Below are 19,534 nucleotides of genomic sequence, written 5' to 3'. Positions count from 1 at the left end.
AATATGAGATGGCTGACTAAAGGTTAGCCAAGCTAGAAAGCTGCTTCTGAGACGGATGTTATCCGATCTTGGGGTGGTTTTTTTTTATGATCAGCTGCGCTCGCATACTTGTCTCAATCCCCACATATCCATGTATAAAGGAACAAGCTGTCCCAAGGACGATGGAAGCGGGGGAAAAATGAGATGTTAATGAAGGATAATGAGAAGCGGCGCAATCAGCATAAAAATCAAAATACAGGGGATCGGAACTCTGTCCCTTTACAAGAAGAGGACATATATTCAAACCCTAGCATGCCATACAAGCACGAATATTTTGATGAAGACGAGGCCGAGGAGCTTGATCCAGAGGTCGTTTGGAAAACCAATCCTAATCCATGGGCAAATTGGAAAGAGGACAAAGGGTATGTTGATAATAGAAGATTTGTAAAAGGGCCAGTTCTATCGAATGAGAACGATCCGGGATCAGGCGGCGGGAAAAATAATTATACTTTCGGCAAGGAGCTGAAATGGAAGCTAGCAGTAGCATTGCTGTTATTTGGCGCGGTATGGGCTATGTTTCGATATGATACGGAATACACGCTCAAGGGACAAGCGCTCGTGAAACAAGCGCTTACGGATGAGATTGATTTTGCAGCTGCGGCTGCTTGGTATAAGGAAACGTTTGCCGGGGCTCCATCCTTTATTCCTATTTTTCAGGACAATCCTGAACCTGCAGTAGGCGCGGATGGAACGGTAAAGCTGCCTATCGTAACCCCATTGGAAGGAGGCTCGCTTGTTCGAACGTTTGCGGAGATGCTAAATGGTATAGAGCTTGCTGGAAGCTCTGAAGCAGAGGTTGTTGCGGCAGAAACGGGGCGCGTATTGCTATTATCAGATCAGAGCACGCAAGGTTCGACTATTGTTATCCAGCATGTCAACCAGCGCGTAACCGTATATGGGATGCTTGGGAAAACGAATGTTAAAGTAAACGACTGGGTTGAGGCAGGGGATTCTATCGGCAACCTGCTGAAAGCTGAAGGTACGCAGCCAAGCCTGCTATATTTTGCTGTTAAACAAAATGATTTGTATATCGATCCCGTGGGCGTGATACCGATTGATTAAATGGAAAGGAATCCTATGGTCGGTCCATCCGTTGTTCGTTATCATTATGCTTGGGTCGGTCATGACAGGATATTTTGCCGAGCTGATTACCTTGTTTTTACTCGTGCTTGTTCATGAACTCGGCCATGTTATTGTTGCTCGGGGCTATGGCTGGACGATAAAGGAAGTAAAGCTGCTTCCCTTTGGCGGTGTGGTAGAGGTTGAAGAAGCCGGAGGTGTACCTGCAAAAGAAGAAGCAATTGTAGCGATTGCGGGTCCCTTGCAAAACGTTTGGATGGGACTAGCTGCTTGGGGCTGCGGGCAGCTTGGCATATGGGACTTGGCATGGGCGGAGTATGTATGGAAAGCAAATCTAATGATCGGCTTGTTCAACCTGCTGCCTATTCACCCGCTTGACGGAGGGAAGCTGCTGCAGGCGGCATTAAGCTATACGGTTAACTATTATAAAATGCTTATTTGGAGCGCGCGAGTCAGCTTGTTTTTTAGTGTGCTGATGATCATCGTCTCCTTGCTTCCATGGTTAGTGTATAAGGACGGCATTCAACTCAATCTGCTCATTGTCGGCATATTTCTTGTGATGACGAACTGGACGTATTATCGTAATGTTCCATATTTGTTTTATCGTTTTCTGATGTACCGGGAAAGGATCACGCTGCAGGCGCTGAGGCTCGGCCACATTGCAAGTCCTATTATCGTAAGCGGCAAGCAGTCAATCATCTCGGTAGCTAGGCTCTTTCAAAGGGAGCGATATCATTTGATATACATGGTGGAGTCGCACAGCAAGGAGGTCAGAGTACTTCCGGAGCAGAAAATTGTAGAAGGTTGTTTGTCCGAAAATAATCCGAATCGTGCAGTGTCGGAACTTTTCAGTTAAAATAGATGAAAAGCGTACGGGCAGGTGATATTCAGGAATGAAGCAAATGTTGATGCACGTTAACGGTGAAATGCTGCAAACCGCTGTACTGGAAAATGGCCGCCTAGTCGAATTTTTTATGGAAAAATCAAAAGCAAGCAGTTTGGTTGGCAATGTTTATAAAGGTCGTGTCGTGAACGTGCTGCCTGGCATGCAGGCGGCTTTCGTAGATGTAGGACTAGCTAAAAATGCATTTTTGTACATTGATGAGCTGCTCCACCCTCATTTGGAAAAACAGCCAGCTGAAAAGCCGCTCATTCAAAATATAATCAAGCCTGGACAGGAATTGCTCGTCCAAGTTATGAAGGAGCCGCTGGGTGGCAAAGGCGCCCGTGTCACTACACATTTTTCACTGCCTGGCCGGTTTCTTGTTTATATGCCAAATGCCGATTATATAGGCGTTTCCAAAAAAATCAGTTCCGAAAGCGAGCGGTCGAGATTGCGAGCCATCGGCGAGAAGCTGCGTGAGCTGGAGGAAGGCATTATTTTACGAACGGCGGCTGGCGCTGAAAGCGAGCTGTCTTTGCATGCCGATGTCGCTGGGTTAAGAGAGATTTGGCAAAGCATCTCGGAACGAAGCGTGGAAGCGACTGCGCCAAGCGAGCTGCATAGGGAGGCAGGTCTCATGCGGCGGGCTGTACGAGACACGCTTACGATGGATATGGATGAAATATGGATAGACAATGCGGAGAGGTTTCAGGAAGCGTCAGCACTGCTGGAGGAAATGACCCCTCAGCTTCGTGAGCGGTTAAAATGTTTTGAATCAAGGCAAGGCAATTCTTTATTTGATACGTATCGTGTGACGGAGCAGGTAACACGAGCGTTCGAGCGCAAAATTCAGCTTACCTGCGGGGGGCATCTCATATGGGAAGAGACGGAAGCTCTTACGGTTATAGATGTGAACACAGGCAGATTTATTGGAACATCCGGCCTTGAGGACACGGTGTTCCGCACGAATATGGAAGCAGCAGACGAGATTGCAAGATTGCTCCGAGTTCGAGATGTAGGCGGCATTATTATTATTGATTTTATTGATATGGAGCAGGACAACCATCGCGAGCAGGTTATGCAAAGACTCGTAGAAAAAGCGCGCAATGATCAAACCAAATGTACGATTTTGGGCTGGACAAAGCTCGGACTAATTGAAATGACGCGTAAAAAGGCTCGTGAGAATGCTGTCCATCAACTGATCGAGCGCTGTGAGAGCTGCGGAGCGCAAATAAAATGATCAGAGTTGTATAAATAGTTTAAATTTTCTTGTTGGATGAATTGATATAGCTTGCATAGTATGGTACAATCTTTGGGTGTGTGTCTCGTACCTCAGTGGAATGGGACGTACAAGTACCGCTCCGATTGGGTAAACAAGCGTTTGCGGCGCATGCCGTGAGCCACCTGAATTAGGCGAGTCTTCGAAAATAAGGAGGTGCACCAACAATGTTCGCAATTATCGTAACTGGCGGCAAGCAATACAAAGTTCAGGAAGGCGATGTAATCTACATCGAAAAACTGGATTCTGAAGCAGGCGAAAGCGTAACGTTTGATCGTGTTTTGGCGGTTTCTAAAGGTGACGGTCTTGTAACTGGAACTCCGGTTGTTTCCGGCGCTACAGTAACAGGCAAAGTCGAGAAACAAGGCAAAGGCCAAAAAATCATCGTTTACAAATACAAAGCCAAAAAGAACTATCGTCGTAAGCAAGGTCATCGTCAACCGTTCACAAAAGTAACAATCGAGAAAATCCAAGCGTAAGAGGAATTTCTATGATAACAGTTACCTTTGTACGAAGAGCCGCTGACAGACGTATCGTATCATTTGCGGTCGAAGGACATGCTAAATATGCGAAGCCCGGCAAAGATATCGTTTGTGCGGGTGTATCAGCCATATCGGTTGGTACCGTTAACGCGATCGAAGCTCTAGCGGGAGAGGAGCTCCCTGCCAAGATGAAGAACGGCTGGCTATCGTCGGATATTCCGACGCTTGCAGACGAGGCTTCAGACGGCCGGATGCAGCTGCTGCTGGAATCGATGGCGGTTATGCTTGACACTATTGCAAAATCATACGGCAAGCATGTCGTTATTCATGAACATCTTAATGCGTAGGCATTCGGTGCAGGTTTGTTTTACAAGCCTCTAGTTCATGCTTACGGTGCAGCTTTGCTCACCAATCCTTTAGAAGGAGGGAATAACTATGTTGAAACTGAATCTTCAGCTCTTCGCTTCGAAGAAAGGTGTAGGTTCCACTAGAAACGGACGTGACTCACAGTCGAAACGCCTTGGCGCTAAACGTGCTGACGGTCAAACCGTATCTGCTGGAAGCATCTTGTTTCGTCAACGCGGAACAAAAATTCACCCAGGAACTAACGTAGGCATCGGGAAAGACGATACGCTTTTTGCATTAGTAGAAGGCGTAGTGAAGTTCGAACGTTGGGGACGCGACCGCAAAAAAGTGAGCGTGTATCCAGCTGTTCTTGCTCCGGTAGCTGCAGCAGTAGAAGCTTAATACAACCTTATATATGCAACAAGCCCCGGCCTGCATCGCTTGGCCGGGTTTTTTTATTCCATGGCTGATGACCGTAGGACGGCTGCGTGATATACTGGATAAGCAAGCAAAAATGCCTAAGGCGTCTTGGACGCTGAAGCAGCTTTGACGGGAAAATATAATGTATACGTTGTTATATTTTCGGGAAATACGAAGAAAGTAGGTTTAATCGATGGGACGCTTAACAACGGTGAAATATTACGCGGGGGCAACCATTTTGTTGCCATGCGCCGCTGTATTTATTTGGCCCAATCAAGTGTGGTTAACTGCTGTCTTTCTCGTTTGGCTTATAGCTGTTGCGACTTACTGGATACGAACGGAACGGAAAGAGCACGCAGAGCGGACTGCGCGAACGATTCAATCGTTGCAAAACTCTGCAATACGAACTCTCAATCATCATCGTCATGACTGGATGAACGACCTGCAAGTCGTGTTTGGCTATATTAGGCTCAAAAAGCTGGATAAAGCCGCCGAGTATGTGGAGAAAATAAGTGAACGGATGGCTGTGGAGAGCAGTATATCCAAGCTAGGTGTTCCATCACTGATTAGTTATATTCAATCGTTTCGTACGATATCGAATTCGCTGGAGTTACAAATTGTAATTAAAGGCGACATTCATTTAAACGAAATAACGGCAGATGCCGATCAAATAGCCGAAACGCTCATTCATACGATTAACGCATATCGGTTTGCGGCTAAGCCTGGCTATGGTAATGCTGCTGTTCTTACGCTTACGCTATCGCTGGATGAGGATGCACTGTATGCAGCCTTCTATTATGATGGCGAACTAATCAATGAACAGCAATGGAAGCAAAAAATACAACAGCAGTTGGAAGGCGCGCCAATGCAGCCGATCAACTTCGAGCAGCCGTATGCAAAGGTGTTGCTGAGGGCGGAAATGCGCGCATGAACGGGGGCACATCATGTTTGTCGATAAAGCGAAGATATTTGTAAAAGGCGGCGACGGAGGCGATGGTATCGTTTCTTTTCGCCGTGAGAAGTATGTAGAGCAGGGCGGTCCTGCAGGTGGCGACGGAGGCCGAGGCGGCGACTTGATATTTCAAGTTGACGAGGGTCTGCGTACACTGATGGACTTCCGCTATCAGAAGCATTTCAAGGCTGATCGCGGCGAGCGCGGAAAAGTAAAAAGCATGCACGGAGCGGGTGCTGATGATACAATCGTACGGATTCCGCCCGGTACAATAATCGTTGATGACGATACGCAAGAAATTATTGCGGATATGACTCGTCACGGTCAACAAATCGTTATTGCAAAAGGCGGACGAGGCGGACGAGGCAACATTCGCTTCGCTACGCAAAACAATCCAGCTCCTTATATTTCGGAGAATGGTGAAGAAGGACAAGAGCGCTGGGTTGTTCTTGAGCTAAAGGTAATGGCAGATGTAGGCCTTGTTGGTTTCCCAAGCGTAGGCAAATCAACCCTGCTATCTGTCGTTTCTGGCGCTAAGCCGAAGATCGGCGCTTATCACTTTACGACCATTACACCGAATCTAGGTGTCGTTGACGTTGGGGATAGCCGCAGCTTTGTAATGGCTGACTTGCCTGGGCTTATCGAAGGAGCGCATGAAGGCGTTGGTCTGGGTCATGAGTTTCTTCGTCACGTAGAGCGGACGAGGGTTATTGTTCATGTCATCGACATGTCAGCGTCTGAAGGCCGCGATCCTTTTGATGATTGGGTGAAAATCAACGAGGAGCTTGTTCTCTATAATGAGAAGTTAGCAGATCGTCCACAAATTATTGCTGCAAACAAAATGGACATGCCGGATTCTGAGGAGCAGCTTGAGTTGTTCAAGCAAAAGCTCGCAGAAGTTAGCGGTGAACGTCAATATGAAATTTTGCCAATCTCCTCGCTAACGAAAAAAGGCGTACAGGAGCTACTATATAAAGCGGCTGATATTCTTGATACGGTTTCAGAGGAAGTTGAAATCGCGGATGTGAAAGATGTTGCTGAGCGTAAAGTTTATACGTATGAGAAGCGCGAAGAAACGACTTTCACCATCCATAAGGAAGATGAAGTGTTCGTTATTGTTAGTGCTGGCATTAGCAACTACATGAAACGGATGAATTTGACTTCCTATGATGCTGTTATGCGTTTTGCACGCACGATGCGCAAAATGGGTGTCGATGCCGAGCTTCGTAAGATGGGGGCAAAAGACGGTGATATGGTTCAAATCGGCGACTTTGCTTTTGAATTCTTCGAGGGCAGCGACTATAATCCGAATGGCTAGAGCATTCGCACATATTAACAAATGAAGACGGCGAAAGCCGTCTTTTCTTGTTTTGCCTATTGCCCCAAACTGTATATTTCGATATAATGTCCACTATAGGTGAACAATTGTCTTTTTGAGGAGGACGTATAGTGACGAAACGCTATTATGTCGTTCGAGAGGATATTTTACCGGAAGCGATTATGAAGACGATACAAGTGAAGGAGATGCTTGGCCGAGGTGATGCGGCAACCGTACATGAGGCGGTTGAACGTGTTGGACTTAGCCGAAGCGCTTTTTATAAGTATAAAGATGGTGTCTACGCGCTAAATGAACTGGAACGAGAACGTATTGCGACCATTTCTATGGATTTGGAGCATCGTTCAGGCGTACTCTCCAACGTACTTAGCATGGTGGCGAGCCAGGATGGCAATGTGCTGACGATGAATCAGTCCATTCCGCTCCAAGGTTTCGCTAATGTCGTCATTTCGGTCGATATTTCGCAGCTTTCCGGAGAACTGTCATCGCTGGTTGAAATGCTTCGCAGTCAGCCAGGCGTGCGTAAAGCTTCGGTCATCGGACAAGGATAACAGAATTGATAATGGAGGGTATATATGAAGCCGGTTAAAGTTGGTTTATTAGGTCTTGGTACAGTTGGTACAGGTGTAGTTCGAATTGTTGAGGGGCATCAGGATGATTTGGCTAGTCAGGTCGGTTCGCCGATCGTAATTGAGAAGGTGCTCGTTCAAGATAAAAGCAAATCGCGTAATATTGCTGTGGATGCAAGCAAGCTGACTGAGGATCCTTGGGAAGTCATCCGCCATCCTGAAATTGATGTTATCGTTGAGGTTATGGGTGGAATTGGGCTTACGAAAGAATATATACTAGAAGCGCTGTCCCTCGGCAAACATGTCGTAACGGCAAATAAAGATTTGATGGCAATGCACGGTCCAGAAATATTGGCCAAAGCCAAAGAAAACCGCTGCGATGTTTTGTATGAAGCGAGCGTAGCCGGCGGTATTCCGATTATTCGTACACTTGTCGAAGGTTTCGCCTCCGACCGCATTAATAAAATTATGGGCATTGTGAACGGCACAACGAATTTTATTTTGACAAAGATGAGTCAAGAAGGCGCTTCGTATCTAGATGTGCTTAAAGAAGCGCAGGAGCTTGGTTATGCGGAGTCAGACCCGACATCAGATGTCGAAGGACTTGATGCAGCGCGCAAAATGACAATTCTTGCTACGATCGGATTCCGTGCCAATGTTGCGCTTGAGGATGTATCCGTTCAAGGCATTTCTTCGGTATCCAAAGAAGATATTTTGTACGCGAAGCGTCTTGGCTATGAAGTGAAGTTGCTTGGTATCGCAGAGCGTCAGGATGATTTGATCAGCATCAGCGTTCAACCAACGATGGTGAAGCAATCGCATCCTATCGCATCGGTAAACGGCGTGTTTAACGCGGTTTATGTATATGGCGAAGCTGTTGGTGAAACGATGTTCTACGGTGCAGGCGCAGGTGAGCTTCCGACTGCTACGTCGATCGTATCCGATTTGGTGGCTGTTGTGAAAAACCTGAAGCTTGGTGTGAACGGCATGCAAGGAAGCCTTGCTTATAAAGAGAAGAAGCTCAAGACTGACGAGCAGATCTCATCTAAATATTTCATTTTGCTTAAAGTGGCAGATCGTGCCGGTGTACTAGCGCGCATAACGCAAGTATTCGCTGATTTTGAGGTCAGCTTGGAGTCGGTATTGCAGCAGCCGACACCGTCTAATCCGGAAGCTGAGATCATCATCATCACTCATGACGCGAACAAAGCAGCTATCCAGAAGGTGCTTGCTAAGTTTGACTCGCTGGATGTCGTTCATAAAGTGAAAAGCGTCTATCGCGTAGAAGGATAAATCTTATGAACAATCGCAGAGTAATCGTAAAAATACCAGCAAGTACAGCAAATCTCGGACCAGGATTTGATACGCTTGGGATGGCTCTTTCGCTATACGCTTGGATTGAAATGAGCATCTCTGAACAAACGAAATTCCAGTTTTACGGTGATCAAATGAATGGATTGCCAAAGGACAAAACGAATTTAATCTATAAGGTTGCACAGCTTGTGTTCAAAGAAGCTGGCGTATCCGTGCCAGAGCTCTCGATTTCGATGCACAGCGATATTCCGCTCACTCGTGGACTAGGCAGCAGCGCGTCTGCAATTGTAGGCGCTCTGGTTGCTGCGAACGCGTTGATTGGCAGTCCGCTCACGGATGACAAGCTGTTCCAAATGGCAACAGCGCTGGAAGGCCATCCGGACAATGTCGGCGCGTCACTATACGGCGGCATTGTCGTCTCGGCTTGGGATGGGGAGCGAGCAGATTATGTGAGAATTGAGCCGCATCAAAGGCTGAAGACGCTTGTCGCGATTCCAGCCTTTCAGCTGTCGACGGAGAAGGCGCGTCATGCGCTTCCGTCTACAATCAGTATGGCTGACGCCATATTTAACGTCAGCCGCAGCTCTTTGCTCGTCGCAGCGCTTGCTGGCGGCGAGCTAGGTATGATTCGCCATGCGATGAAGGATCGGCTGCATCAGCCTTACCGTGCAGCCCTGATTCCCGGCATGGCAACTATACTGGAGCGCGCGGTAGAGCACGGCGCGCTTGGTGCTGCGCTAAGCGGAGCAGGGCCGACGCTGATTGCATTTGTTGAGGATACGGAAGCCGGTGCTGCACACAGCTCGGGCGAATCCATGCTTGAAACATTTCTGCTTGATACGCTGAAGCAGGAGGGCATTGAAGCGAATACGCTATGGCTGTCGCCAAGCGCTCAAGGTCCTCAAATTACGATAGAGGAAATTTCTTCGCAGCCTGCGATTCCTCTTCCGGATCGAATTAAAGGAGATATGAAGCGATGAAGACGATAGCGGTTTTACCTGCTGGATCTGTATCGGATGAGGCAGCAAGACATTTATTCCGCGGTGAAGAAATAAACTGGAAGCATCACCGGCTAATATCCGATGTGTTCCTGTCTACTGTCAATGGAATAAGTGATTACAGCATCATTCCGATCGAGAATACGATTGAGGGTTCTGTTAGCCTTCATATGGATTGGCTTGTACATGAGGTTGATATTCCGATTCAAGCGGAGTGGGTGTACCCCTCCATTCAAAATTTGATTGGCCGGCAATCTGAGCTGTTAAACGATAATCGGGAAATGGACTACTCACGTATTACTAAAGTGATCAGCCATCCTGTAGCGATCGCACAGTGCTTGCAATTTCTGCGTACACATCTTCCGCATGCGGTTACAGAACATGTCAGCAGTACAGCTGAGGGCGTTAGAATCGTTCAAAACAACCCGAATGCCGGTTTGGCAGCTATTGGTACGATGACAGCTGCTGCGAACGAGAAGCTTGATGTTCTTGCGAGTGAGATTACAGATCATGATAATAATTACACTCGTTTTTTGCTGGTCGGATCAGAGCCCTATACCGATCGTAAGTCCGATCATATAAAAACGAGCATCTTAATTACATTGCCAGAGGATTACCCGGGAGCGCTACACCAGGTTCTTTCTGCTTTTGCATGGCGCAAAATCAACTTGACCCGAATTGAATCGCGCCCGACGAAGAAGAAGCTCGGCAATTATTATTTCTTCATCGACATTGATATGGCTCTTGATACCGTTCTGCTTCCTTCAGCCATTCAAGAAATTGAAGCAATCGGATGTCAGGTTCGCGTATTAGGAAGCTATCCAAGCTTTACTGAATTCAAGAAATAAGCATAGCTGGTTGCTCTAAAGCGTAGAATGAAACGATACATGAATAGAAAGCCGAGTTCACTCTGATGGGTGAACTCGGCTTTTTACTATTTTTTTTGTGAAAGTGGAGACACCTGCCCATATTCTGCATAGGATGTAAGGATTGATAATAGGCATTAGCAGTGCCTGGTTATTCAGAACGTGACAGGAGGTTAACAACGAGTGAAAATCCATATTGTGAAGAAGGGCGAGTCGTTATACTTTATCGGCCAAAAGTATAATGTATCGCTCGAAGAGCTTTTGAAGCTGAACCCGGGTATTACGAATCCGGACGCCATTGATGTTGGCATGAAGCTGAAAATTCCTTCAAGCCAAACGGGCGGCGCAGGAGGTGGAATGGACATCATGCATCAGCATATTGTGAAACAAGGTGATACCCTTTGGAAGCTCTCGAAAGCTTGGGGCGTGCCGCTCGCGGATATGATTAAAGCGAATCCGCAGCTCAAAAATCCGAATGTATTGCTTACTGGTGAAGTTGTGAATATTCCTAAAGTAGGCGAAACCATGACTGAAGGAACTGGTGGCCAAGGTACTGGAGGTACTGGACAACAAGCTGGACAGAGCGTGGCACAAAACACGGGAGGTCATCACGCCCTTCACCCAAGCTCAATCATGCAAGGGGTACAGGGCTGGGTCGGAAAGCTTTCTACAGCGCCTATTATTGGAAAAACACCAACAGCTCCAATTGCAGGCAAGACGCCAACTGCGCCTATTGCACCAGCACCGGTAGCCCCTGCTCCTGAAACGCCTGTTGCACCTGTTCAAGAGAAAAAACCAACAGCACCTATTGTGAAGCCAGTAGAACCAGCTCCTCTTCCTGCCCCTAAGGCGGCAGCAGTTGAGCCAGCCAAAAAGGCGCTGCCGATCGAAAAGCCTGTTGAGAAAAAGCTAAAACCGATTCATTCCGAATACAAGCCAAATGTTGATTTATTCAAGCAATATGGCATCCCAGCAACCGAAGCATTATCCTTGTATGATTTGCCAAAAGCACCTGAAGCAATCTCGCCAGCTGCACAGCAGCCTACTTACGGAGGATATGGGCATCATCAGCCAATGATGACTATGCCGGCTCAGATGGGATATGGTTACGGTCAACCGATGACCATGCCAATTCAGTCGGGGTATGGATTTGGTCAACCAATGACCATGCCTGCTCACATGGAACATGGCTACGGTTACGGAGATTGGCATCAACCTGTGCCATTCGGAAGTACGGTAAGCCCAATGCATGAAGGCATCGAGGCGCCATTTGAGTGTCCGCCGGGGATGGTATTTGTCGGCAGTTACCCATCTCCATCCAGCATGCCTATGGGCGTTGGCCCTGAATGGGGCTATGGTTATCCCATGATAAATCCACTCCAGCATGGCATGCAGGAAAATGGTCAAATGGTAGCCGGAACTTCTGCTTTCCCGAACCAAAGCATGGTATCGCCGCTGGCAACACAGCCAAACCAGGGCATGGTATCGCCGCTGGCAACACAGCCGAACCAAGGCATGGTATCGCCGCTGGCAACACAGCCAAACCARGRCATGGTATCGCCGCTGGCAACACAGCCAAACCARGGCATGGTATCGCCGCTGGCAACACAGCCGAACCAAGGCATGGTATCGCCGCTGGCAACACAGCCGAACCAAGGCATGGTATCGCCGCTGGCAACAAAGCCGAATAAAGGTAAGGTGTCCCCTCAAGCTACACAGCCGAACCAAGGCAGTGTATCAACGCTGGCAACACAGCCGAACCAAGGCGCGGTATCGCCATTTGCTGCACAGCCAAACCAAGGCGCGGTATCGCCATTTGCGGCACAGCCGAACCAAGGCGCGGTATCGCCATTTGCGACACAGCCGAACCAAGGCGCGGTATCGCCATTTGCGACACAGCCAAACCAAGGCGCGGTATCGCCATTTGCGGCACAGCCAAACCAAGGTGCAGTATCGCCGTTTGCAACACAGCCAAACCAAGGCATGGTATCGCCGTTTGCAACACAGCCAAACCAAGGCATGGTATCGCCATTTGCAACACAGCCGAACCAAGGCATGGTATCGCCATTTGCAACACAGCCGAACCAAGGCATGGTATCGCCGTTTGCGACGCAGCCGAACCAAGGCATGGTATCGCCGTTTGCGACGCAGCCGAACCAAGGCATGGTATCACCTTTTGCAACACAGCCGAACCAAGGGATGGTATCGCCGTTTGCAACACAGCCGAACCAAGGGATGGCTTTCCCATCGAGCATGCAGCCTGAATATGGTTATGGCTCCGGCTATGGTCATGGCGGTCATGGGAATGTAATGCCGGTTCAAGTGCAAAATGATGGCGGTTATGGTTATCCTGTAGCTGGTTTCTCCCCGTACTCACAGCCGTTTCCATCTAATCAGGGTTGGCCTCAAACAGCCGGTGTAGGCAATATGAATCAAGACGATTGCGGCTGCAAAGGAAATCGTTCTGATCAAAACACCGCAAAAGGAGCATACTATCAAAAAATATAAAGAAGGGGTCTTCCCTATGATGGAATTCAGCCTTTGGAAAAACTTAAAGAAACGTTTAAAGAGAAAGCGGCGTCCCGTTTGGATGTTAGGCGTTATTATGTTTTGCTTGCTAGCAGGCTGGCTCTTTATCGCTAATAAAAATGTTGTCACAGCTGCACCCAAGCCATCAGCGAATCAAACGAGCGTTATTCAAGAGCTTGAAAAGCTTGATGGAGCGCTATCTGCAAAGCTGCGCCTCGTATATGTGTGCGGCGAAGAATCGAAGCTTCTGGGTCAATTGATGAGTAAGGAGATTGTTCAGCTAGTGCTTGCACATCCGGAGTGGAAGGTCATGTTGAATCAAGAACAGGGTACCGTTCAGTTTGAAGAGCGTATTGAGGATTTGTCCGAGCATTGTAAAGCGAATGCGTATATGGGCGTCGACAAGAAAGGGAATCTTACACTTTATGACGGAGCTCCAAAAAAAGAAAAGGTTGTTCGAACCTTTTTCCAGCTGGACGTACGTTATATGGAGAGCAGTTTGCCGCAGGATAAGCTGGACCAGCTTACCAGAGGGATTCGGATAACCGACATGGAAGAATATAATAGTGTTCTATCCACCTATAGCGACTATGCTATTGAGCAAAATCAGAAAGTAATGAACCCAGCCTATCAGCAAGAGTAAGTGACAAAGGAGATCGCACATCATCGTGCGGTCTCCTTTCTTTATGTCTAAAGGCCGAAATATCAAACGCGCGTTCTCATTCACGCCATCTTTTGCTATAATGGATGAAGCAACTTTCAGTGAGTATGTGGAGAAAGCAGTTATTTTGAGGAGATGACCGTTTGCGCGTTCTTGGAATTGACCCTGGTTATGCGATCGTTGGATTTGGTTTCATAGATAAGATCGGACACAAGCTTACGCCCGTGCAATACGGTGCGATTCAGACGGAAGCTCATACGCCTTCAGAGCAGCGTTTGCTGCAAGTTTACGAGTCTGCGGGCGCTTTAATGGATAAATATAAGCCGGATACTGTGGGCATAGAGAAACTATTTTTTAATCGAAACGTGACGACGGCTTTTGATGTGGCGCAGGCTAGGGGCGCTATTATTTTGGCTGCTGCGCAGCGTGGATTGCCTATTGGCGAATATACGCCGCTTCAAGTAAAGCAGGCGGTTGTTGGTTATGGCAAAGCGGAGAAGAAACAAGTGCAAGAAATGGTTAAGGTTTTTTTGAAGCTTTCGGCAGTGCCGAAGCCCGATGATGTTGCCGATGCGCTCGCTGTTGCGATCTGTCATGCGCACTCGGTCGTGCTCAATCAGAAAATAAATGAGGTGAAACGTTCATGATCGATTTTTTAAGAGGCAATGTCGTCCATCTAGAATCCGAATATATCGTTCTGGACGTAAGAGATACCGGCTATCGTGTATTTACTCCTAATCCGTATGCATTTGCAAAAAAAGAAGAGCCCGTCGTCGTCTATATTCATCATAACGTTCGCGAGGATGCTGTTTTGTTGTTTGGCTTTGAGACGAGAGAGGAGCAGACGCTGTTCCGCAAGCTGCTGGAGGTATCCGGCATTGGTCCGCGCGTCGCTTTGGGCATTTTGTCAGGAGGTCGACCGGATGCGGTTATAGCCGCTATTCAGCAGGAAAATATAGCGTTTCTCATTAAGCTTCCGGGCATAGGTAAAAAAACCGCACAGCGGATGATTCTAGATCTAAAGGACAAGCTGATCGGGGCGGGGCTGGATGGAGGTCTTTTGACTGCAGCAGGTGTTGCGCTTGATCTCACATCGAGCAGGCATTCAGGTCAAGGCGCAGGCACCGCTTGGCAGGAAGCAAGGGAAGGGCTTGCTGCGCTGGGCTACACAGCAGCGGAGCTTGATAAAGCATGGAATGGATTGCAGCATAGCGTTACGGCGGAGGAATCAGTCGATTCTTTGATGAAGCGGGCTTTGCAGCAGCTATTTAAAGGTTAAAGTAGGGAGATGAAGGCAGATGGATGATAGAATCATTTCCGCCAACCTGATGATGGAAGATCAGGCAGTTGAGCTCAGCTTGCGTCCCCGTTATTTAGCCGAATATATTGGGCAAACAAAAGCCAAGGAAAACTTGAAAATATATATTGAAGCAGCAAAATTGCGCAAAGAAGCGCTTGATCATGTACTGCTGTATGGTCCTCCGGGTCTTGGTAAAACGACTTTGTCGAACATTATTGCCAATGAGCTCGGAGTGAGCCTTCGCACGACATCCGGACCTGCAATTGAACGTCCTGGTGATCTTGCTGCACTGCTCACGAACCTGCAGGAAGGCGATGTACTCTTTATTGATGAAATTCATCGCCTTCATCGCACGGTAGAAGAAGTATTGTACCCGGCAATGGAAGACTTTGCACTCGATATTATGATTGGCAAAGGGCCGAGCGCTCGATCGGTTCGACTCGATTTGCCGCCTTTTACTTTGATTGGCGCGACTACAAGAGCAGGGCTTTTATCAGCACCGCTTCGTGATCGTTTTGGCGTAGTGAGCCGATTAGAATTTTATACGATGGATGAGCTTGCGTTCATCGTGGCTAGAACAGCGGAAATATTGAATGTCAGCATTGTAGGAGAAGCGGCTTCTGAGATTGCGATGCGGTCTCGAGGAACACCTCGGATTGCGAATCGTCTTCTTAAACGAGTGCGTGATTTCGCGCAGGTGCGCGGCGACGGCGTGATCACACATGATATCGCGCGTTCGGCGCTTGAGCTGCTGCAGGTAGATAAAATGGGACTCGACCTCATCGATTTCAAAATGCTGCAAGCGATGATGACTACTTTTGCCGGCAGGCCAGTTGGCCTTGATACAATTGCAGCAACGATAGGCGAAGAAAGCCAAACGATTGAGGATGTCTATGAGCCGTATTTAATGCAAATCGGTTTTCTACAGCGAACGCCGCGAGGCCGGATTGCTACGGAAAACGCCTATCGTCACCTAGGTCTACCAATACCGGGGAGGTAGTACGCCATGAGTTCCAGAGCCAATGGTGCCGCTGAGAAACTTTATGTTATCTATGATGGCCATTGCAATCTGTGCCTGGGTTCCATTGCGAAGCTGAAGGAGCTTCATTCTAAAGCGGATTTGCATTATGTTCAAATTCAACAGTTGGAGGCAGCAGGCAGTACGGAACAGCTAATTCCCTCCGTTGGTTTGTTGAAATTTGATGAGTTGTATGAGAAAATGCATGTTGCTGATGAGCAGGGGCAGCTCTTTGCTGGTGCGGATGGAATTGTCCGTATATTAAGAACGGTAAAGGGCTTCCGCTGGCTATCCGTACTATATCGAATACCTGGTATGAGAAGCATAGCAAATCGTATGTACAAATTTGTAGCCAAAAGAAGATATGAATGGTTTGGATCTACAGAACAAAGCTGTTCCGTTAATGGCTGCGAATTGCCGCAGAAGAGGGAGGAGAACAACAGGAATGTCAATTAAACGGAATATGAAGCGTTACTTAATCATGACGATCGCAATTGTACTGCTCGCTACAGCTTGGACAGGCTCTCCATCACAGGCAGCAGTGCCAAAGCTCGACAATATCCGAGTTGCTTTGTTTATGCAATTGCCTGGGAAATACGATGATACGACAGCAGCTGCCACATTTTCATCAACGGGTGGAATGAGCATCGGTGTAAGGCAGCCTGATGGCATCAATAATTGGTTTAATGTAGATGGAGCAGCTACAGCTCGATTCGCAGTTGACAGCTTTAAAGTCAAAGTGTACGAGAGCTCCACGTTTGCTTCAGCTCTAGCTGTGCAGAAACGTTTGCAAGCTTTGAAAGGTACTGCTTTTATAACATCCCTTTCAAAAAATGGTGCAATCATCTATCAGGTTATTGAAGGTACATACAAAACAGCTGCAGAAGCTGTGACTGCACAAACGAAGTGGAAGGGTGATAGTGAGCTGTCTAAGCTAATTGGAGGCTCGAACTCGGTGGTTCAAGGCCCACTTCATTTGGAGAGCGGTCCTTTGACCAGCAAAGCGGATGCGATAGCAGCAGCAAGCGGCTTCGGAGCAGTTGGCCTCGATGCCTATGTTGCTATTCGTTCACAGCAAAGTGGATCAGCGTACTACTCGGTAATGGTAGGGGCGGCTGTATCAGCTGCTGAGCTGCAAATTGTTAAAGCAGCTGCCGCAAATGCTTCAGGCGGAGCTGCGTTGAAGGAGGCCGATGCTAGTTCGGCTTACTTGCTCATAAGAAATGATCATACCGTAACTGCCAAAGCTGAAAGCAGTACTGAGCTCTATATGTTTGCTGGCAACGATACGAAGGTTACGGTATCTCCAATCGGGAATGATCCAATTAAGCTGAACGAGCGGAGCGCTCGCAGCTATAGAGGACTATTTGAGCTTAGTATATTAAATGGACGGATGGCAGTCGTAAATGAACTTCCATTTGAACAATACTTATATTCAGTTGTAGGTGTGGAAATGTACCCTACATGGCCTATCGAAGCACTTAAGGCACAAGCGGTTGCTGCACGCACTTATGCTTTAAATCGAGGATTTGGTTTCCAAATCGCACATGTCGTGGATACGACTTTAAGCCAAGCTTATTACGGTGTAGGCTCAGAGCGGCCATCAACTATTGCTGCCGTCGAAGAGACAGCAGGCGAAGTTGCATTGTACAATGGAAAAGCAATTGATGCGATCTATTCAGCCAACAGTGGTGGATTTACGGCTGATGCCAAAGAAGCATGGGGCAACGCAGTTCCTTATATGCAGGCTGTCAAAAGTCCGGACGCTTCATCGGAGGTAGGTTTGAACAATTGGTACCGCGTTGTTGTCCCTAGCGGAGCTATTGGTTATATTAGAGAGGATTTACTAGCCGAGACAGGAGAAACGACAGCAGCGGGAAGTCGTATCATGCTAGTAAATACAAACGGAACAAAAGTGCGCAAGCATCCACTTATACAGGATACGATCCCTGTCATTGCAACGGTTGACAATGGAACACGGGTCGTTGTGCTGGATAAAAGTGTAGAATCCAATTCAATGACTTGGATACGTGGTCCTTACAGCGCACAAGAAATGTTAACAACGATTAACGGCAAAGTGAAAACTCCCGTCTCAGGTCCGCTCAAATCACTCGAAGTGAGCCAGCGCGGCGCTTCAGGGCGTGCGACAGAAATTGCAGCAAATGGACAAAAGCTAACTGTTACTTATCCAATTGATTATCGTGCTGCACTAGGTGTACAAGGGTCCTTGCCTAGTACGTTGTTCCAGATTGAGGAAACCGCGAAGATTGCTATGCTTGGTGCTGGAGCTACAACACGTACGAAGCCGTCGGATTCGAATCCTGTTTATATGATTAGTGCTGGAGGCACAAAAACAGAGGCGGTTAACGCTAACTTGTTTATATTAGATGGCAGCGGTAATATTCGCGCAGCTACGAAGGAGCCTTCATTCCGTTTTGTAGGGTCTGGCAACGGACACGGGGTCGGATTATCGCAATACGGAGCATTAAGCCTAGCTCAGCAAGGGTATGACTATCAATATATTTTGAAATACTACTACAAAGATGTCACCATCGCTAAGGAATGATTGAATCGATATGAACGTAGAATGGTTTGATTTTGAATTGCCGGAACATTTAATTGCTCAGACGCCATTGCTTGACAGAACGGCCTCGAAATTGCTTGCATTAAACAAGCAAACAGGCGAGTTGAACCACAATAGATTTACGGATTTAGAGCAGTATGTTAAGCCTGGAGACGTTCTAGTTCTAAATGACACTAGAGTTATTCCAGCCAGGTTGACGGGGATGAAGAGCGATACGGGCGCTAAGATTGAGCTGTTGTTATTGAAGCAGCTCGAGGATGGCAGCTGGGATGCGCTCGGAAAACCGGCTAAACGTTTAAAGGTCGGCACCGCTTTATCCTTTGGAGATGATGGTGCAGGCAATCCGCTGCTGCGCGCTGTTGTTGAGCAAGAAGGCGAAATGGGCGGACGTACGATACGGTTTGAATATGAGGGGATATTCCAGGAGCTGCTTGACCGTCTTGGAGAAATGCCATTGCCTCCGTATATCAAGGAAAGGCTTGAAGAACGCGAGCGGTATCAAACCGTGTATTCCAAACATGCGGGGTCGGCAGCAGCACCAACGGCGGGCTTGCATTTTACAGAGGAATTTCTTAAGCGTCTGCAAGCGAAGGGCGTTAAGCTCGCCTACGTAACACTGCATGTTGGACTAGGCACATTTCGCCCAATGTCCGTTGACCTTGTTGAGGATCATGAAATGCATGCAGAGTATTATGAGCTGAGTGAACAAAATGCCGCAATAATTAATGAAGCCAAACGGAGCGGGGCACGTATTATCGCTGTAGGGACAACCTCATCCCGTACGCTGGAAACCGTTGCTGCACGCTTTGAAGGTAAAACAATCGAAGCTTGCAATGGCTGGACATCTATTTTTATTTTCCCAGGTTACGAGTTTAAGCT

Annotated in this window: 21 protein-coding genes; all 21 read left to right on the top strand. The window is 47.7% G+C overall.

Annotated elements, in window-relative coordinates; genetic code table 11:
* The first annotated feature begins 291 nt into the window (after positions 1-291).
* Positions 292-1,101, top strand: a complete 810-nt coding sequence (locus AB4Z17_RS26325; protein ID WP_441963089.1) for a peptidoglycan DD-metalloendopeptidase family protein — start codon at positions 292-294, stop codon at positions 1,099-1,101.
* Complete coding sequence (locus tag AB4Z17_RS26320) at positions 1,094-1,975, top strand: M50 family metallopeptidase (protein ID WP_441963087.1); 882 nt, start codon at positions 1,094-1,096, stop codon at positions 1,973-1,975. Before AB4Z17_RS26325 ends, AB4Z17_RS26320 begins: the two co-directional genes overlap by 8 nt.
* A 37-nt stretch (positions 1,976-2,012) precedes the next feature.
* A complete protein-coding gene (locus AB4Z17_RS26315) occupies positions 2,013-3,242 on the top strand; it encodes an Rne/Rng family ribonuclease (protein ID WP_441912823.1) in 1,230 nt (409 codons plus the stop codon).
* Positions 3,243-3,448: 206 nt separating this feature from the next.
* The gene (gene rplU, locus AB4Z17_RS26310) at positions 3,449-3,760 is read left to right on the top strand and encodes a 50S ribosomal protein L21 (RefSeq protein ID WP_053374798.1); all 312 of its coding nucleotides are present in this window, start codon (positions 3,449-3,451) and stop codon (positions 3,758-3,760) included.
* 11 nt (positions 3,761-3,771) lie between these two features.
* Positions 3,772-4,110, top strand: coding sequence for a ribosomal-processing cysteine protease Prp (locus AB4Z17_RS26305; protein ID WP_054027239.1), 339 nt, complete (start codon positions 3,772-3,774; stop codon positions 4,108-4,110).
* Between the two features lie 88 nt (positions 4,111-4,198).
* Positions 4,199-4,510 carry a 50S ribosomal protein L27 gene (gene rpmA / locus AB4Z17_RS26300; RefSeq protein ID WP_076270851.1) on the top strand — a complete coding sequence of 104 codons (312 nt, stop codon included), beginning with the start codon at positions 4,199-4,201 and terminating at the stop codon, positions 4,508-4,510.
* 13 nt (positions 4,511-4,523) lie between these two features.
* Positions 4,524-4,658 (top strand): hypothetical protein, encoded by a 135-nt coding sequence (locus tag AB4Z17_RS26295; protein WP_441875778.1) that lies wholly within the window; start codon positions 4,524-4,526, stop codon positions 4,656-4,658.
* 63 nt (positions 4,659-4,721) lie between these two features.
* Positions 4,722-5,459: a Spo0B domain-containing protein gene (locus AB4Z17_RS26290; RefSeq protein ID WP_441912822.1), complete on the top strand. Its 738-nt coding sequence runs from the start codon at positions 4,722-4,724 to the stop codon at positions 5,457-5,459.
* 13 nt (positions 5,460-5,472) lie between these two features.
* Positions 5,473-6,798: a GTPase ObgE gene (obgE, locus tag AB4Z17_RS26285; protein WP_076270849.1), complete on the top strand. Its 1,326-nt coding sequence runs from the start codon at positions 5,473-5,475 to the stop codon at positions 6,796-6,798.
* Between the two features lie 131 nt (positions 6,799-6,929).
* A complete protein-coding gene (locus AB4Z17_RS26280; RefSeq protein WP_076270848.1) occupies positions 6,930-7,367 on the top strand; it encodes an ACT domain-containing protein in 438 nt (145 codons plus the stop codon).
* A gap of 24 nt (positions 7,368-7,391) precedes the next feature.
* Positions 7,392-8,678 (top strand): homoserine dehydrogenase, encoded by a 1,287-nt coding sequence (locus tag AB4Z17_RS26275; protein WP_076270847.1) that lies wholly within the window; start codon positions 7,392-7,394, stop codon positions 8,676-8,678.
* Between the two features lie 5 nt (positions 8,679-8,683).
* Positions 8,684-9,679, top strand: coding sequence for a homoserine kinase (gene thrB, locus AB4Z17_RS26270; RefSeq protein WP_441963085.1), 996 nt, complete (start codon positions 8,684-8,686; stop codon positions 9,677-9,679).
* The gene (pheA, locus tag AB4Z17_RS26265) at positions 9,676-10,545 is read left to right on the top strand and encodes a prephenate dehydratase (protein WP_441963083.1); all 870 of its coding nucleotides are present in this window, start codon (positions 9,676-9,678) and stop codon (positions 10,543-10,545) included. The genes thrB and pheA overlap by 4 nt, the downstream gene beginning before the upstream one ends.
* 201 nt (positions 10,546-10,746) lie before the next feature.
* Positions 10,747-13,071 carry a LysM peptidoglycan-binding domain-containing protein gene (locus tag AB4Z17_RS26260; RefSeq protein WP_441963081.1) on the top strand — a complete coding sequence of 775 codons (2,325 nt, stop codon included), beginning with the start codon at positions 10,747-10,749 and terminating at the stop codon, positions 13,069-13,071.
* Positions 13,072-13,087: 16 nt separating this feature from the next.
* Positions 13,088-13,735: a BofC C-terminal domain-containing protein gene (locus AB4Z17_RS26255; RefSeq protein ID WP_441912589.1), complete on the top strand. Its 648-nt coding sequence runs from the start codon at positions 13,088-13,090 to the stop codon at positions 13,733-13,735.
* A 161-nt stretch (positions 13,736-13,896) separates the two neighbouring features.
* Complete coding sequence (ruvC, locus tag AB4Z17_RS26250) at positions 13,897-14,400, top strand: crossover junction endodeoxyribonuclease RuvC (RefSeq protein WP_076270842.1); 504 nt, start codon at positions 13,897-13,899, stop codon at positions 14,398-14,400.
* The gene (ruvA, locus tag AB4Z17_RS26245; protein WP_054027250.1) at positions 14,397-15,032 is read left to right on the top strand and encodes a Holliday junction branch migration protein RuvA; all 636 of its coding nucleotides are present in this window, start codon (positions 14,397-14,399) and stop codon (positions 15,030-15,032) included. Before ruvC ends, ruvA begins: the two co-directional genes overlap by 4 nt.
* A 19-nt stretch (positions 15,033-15,051) precedes the next feature.
* Positions 15,052-16,053 carry a Holliday junction branch migration DNA helicase RuvB gene (gene ruvB / locus AB4Z17_RS26240; protein ID WP_076270841.1) on the top strand — a complete coding sequence of 334 codons (1,002 nt, stop codon included), beginning with the start codon at positions 15,052-15,054 and terminating at the stop codon, positions 16,051-16,053.
* Positions 16,054-16,059: 6 nt separating this feature from the next.
* Positions 16,060-16,527, top strand: coding sequence for a thiol-disulfide oxidoreductase DCC family protein (locus AB4Z17_RS26235; RefSeq protein ID WP_441875797.1), 468 nt, complete (start codon positions 16,060-16,062; stop codon positions 16,525-16,527).
* Positions 16,517-18,637 carry a SpoIID/LytB domain-containing protein gene (locus AB4Z17_RS26230; RefSeq protein ID WP_441912588.1) on the top strand — a complete coding sequence of 707 codons (2,121 nt, stop codon included), beginning with the start codon at positions 16,517-16,519 and terminating at the stop codon, positions 18,635-18,637. Before AB4Z17_RS26235 ends, AB4Z17_RS26230 begins: the two co-directional genes overlap by 11 nt.
* Positions 18,638-18,647: 10 nt before the next feature.
* Positions 18,648-19,534: tRNA preQ1(34) S-adenosylmethionine ribosyltransferase-isomerase QueA (gene queA / locus AB4Z17_RS26225; RefSeq protein WP_441963079.1), on the top strand; the 887-nt coding region annotated here is incomplete at its 3' end.

The sequence above is a fragment of the Paenibacillus sp. TAF43_2 genome, from assembly GCF_052113545.1.
Taxonomy (GTDB): Bacteria; Bacillota; Bacilli; order Paenibacillales; family Paenibacillaceae; genus Pristimantibacillus.
Note: the sequence above shows the minus strand (reverse complement) of the source record. Positions and strands in the feature narration are given on the sequence as shown.

What these genes read in the sequence shown, in the direction of transcription:
- rpmA (WP_076270851.1), top strand. Translation starts at nt 4,199, where the DNA reads ATGTTGAAACTGAATCTTCAGCTCTTCGCTTCGAAGAAAGGTGTAGGT.
- AB4Z17_RS26230 (WP_441912588.1), top strand. Translation starts at nt 16,517, where the DNA reads ATGTCAATTAAACGGAATATGAAGCGTTACTTAATCATGACGATCGCA.
- AB4Z17_RS26235 (WP_441875797.1), top strand. Translation starts at nt 16,060, where the DNA reads ATGAGTTCCAGAGCCAATGGTGCCGCTGAGAAACTTTATGTTATCTAT.
- AB4Z17_RS26255 (WP_441912589.1), top strand. Translation starts at nt 13,088, where the DNA reads ATGATGGAATTCAGCCTTTGGAAAAACTTAAAGAAACGTTTAAAGAGA.
- AB4Z17_RS26295 (WP_441875778.1), top strand. Translation starts at nt 4,524, where the DNA reads ATGCAACAAGCCCCGGCCTGCATCGCTTGGCCGGGTTTTTTTATTCCA.
- pheA (WP_441963083.1), top strand. Translation starts at nt 9,676, where the DNA reads ATGAAGACGATAGCGGTTTTACCTGCTGGATCTGTATCGGATGAGGCA.
- AB4Z17_RS26315 (WP_441912823.1), top strand. Translation starts at nt 2,013, where the DNA reads ATGAAGCAAATGTTGATGCACGTTAACGGTGAAATGCTGCAAACCGCT.
- AB4Z17_RS26305 (WP_054027239.1), top strand. Translation starts at nt 3,772, where the DNA reads ATGATAACAGTTACCTTTGTACGAAGAGCCGCTGACAGACGTATCGTA.
- thrB (WP_441963085.1), top strand. Translation starts at nt 8,684, where the DNA reads ATGAACAATCGCAGAGTAATCGTAAAAATACCAGCAAGTACAGCAAAT.
- ruvB (WP_076270841.1), top strand. Translation starts at nt 15,052, where the DNA reads ATGGATGATAGAATCATTTCCGCCAACCTGATGATGGAAGATCAGGCA.
- rplU (WP_053374798.1), top strand. Translation starts at nt 3,449, where the DNA reads ATGTTCGCAATTATCGTAACTGGCGGCAAGCAATACAAAGTTCAGGAA.
- AB4Z17_RS26275 (WP_076270847.1), top strand. Translation starts at nt 7,392, where the DNA reads ATGAAGCCGGTTAAAGTTGGTTTATTAGGTCTTGGTACAGTTGGTACA.
- AB4Z17_RS26290 (WP_441912822.1), top strand. Translation starts at nt 4,722, where the DNA reads ATGGGACGCTTAACAACGGTGAAATATTACGCGGGGGCAACCATTTTG.
- ruvA (WP_054027250.1), top strand. Translation starts at nt 14,397, where the DNA reads ATGATCGATTTTTTAAGAGGCAATGTCGTCCATCTAGAATCCGAATAT.
- obgE (WP_076270849.1), top strand. Translation starts at nt 5,473, where the DNA reads ATGTTTGTCGATAAAGCGAAGATATTTGTAAAAGGCGGCGACGGAGGC.
- AB4Z17_RS26325 (WP_441963089.1), top strand. Translation starts at nt 292, where the DNA reads ATGCCATACAAGCACGAATATTTTGATGAAGACGAGGCCGAGGAGCTT.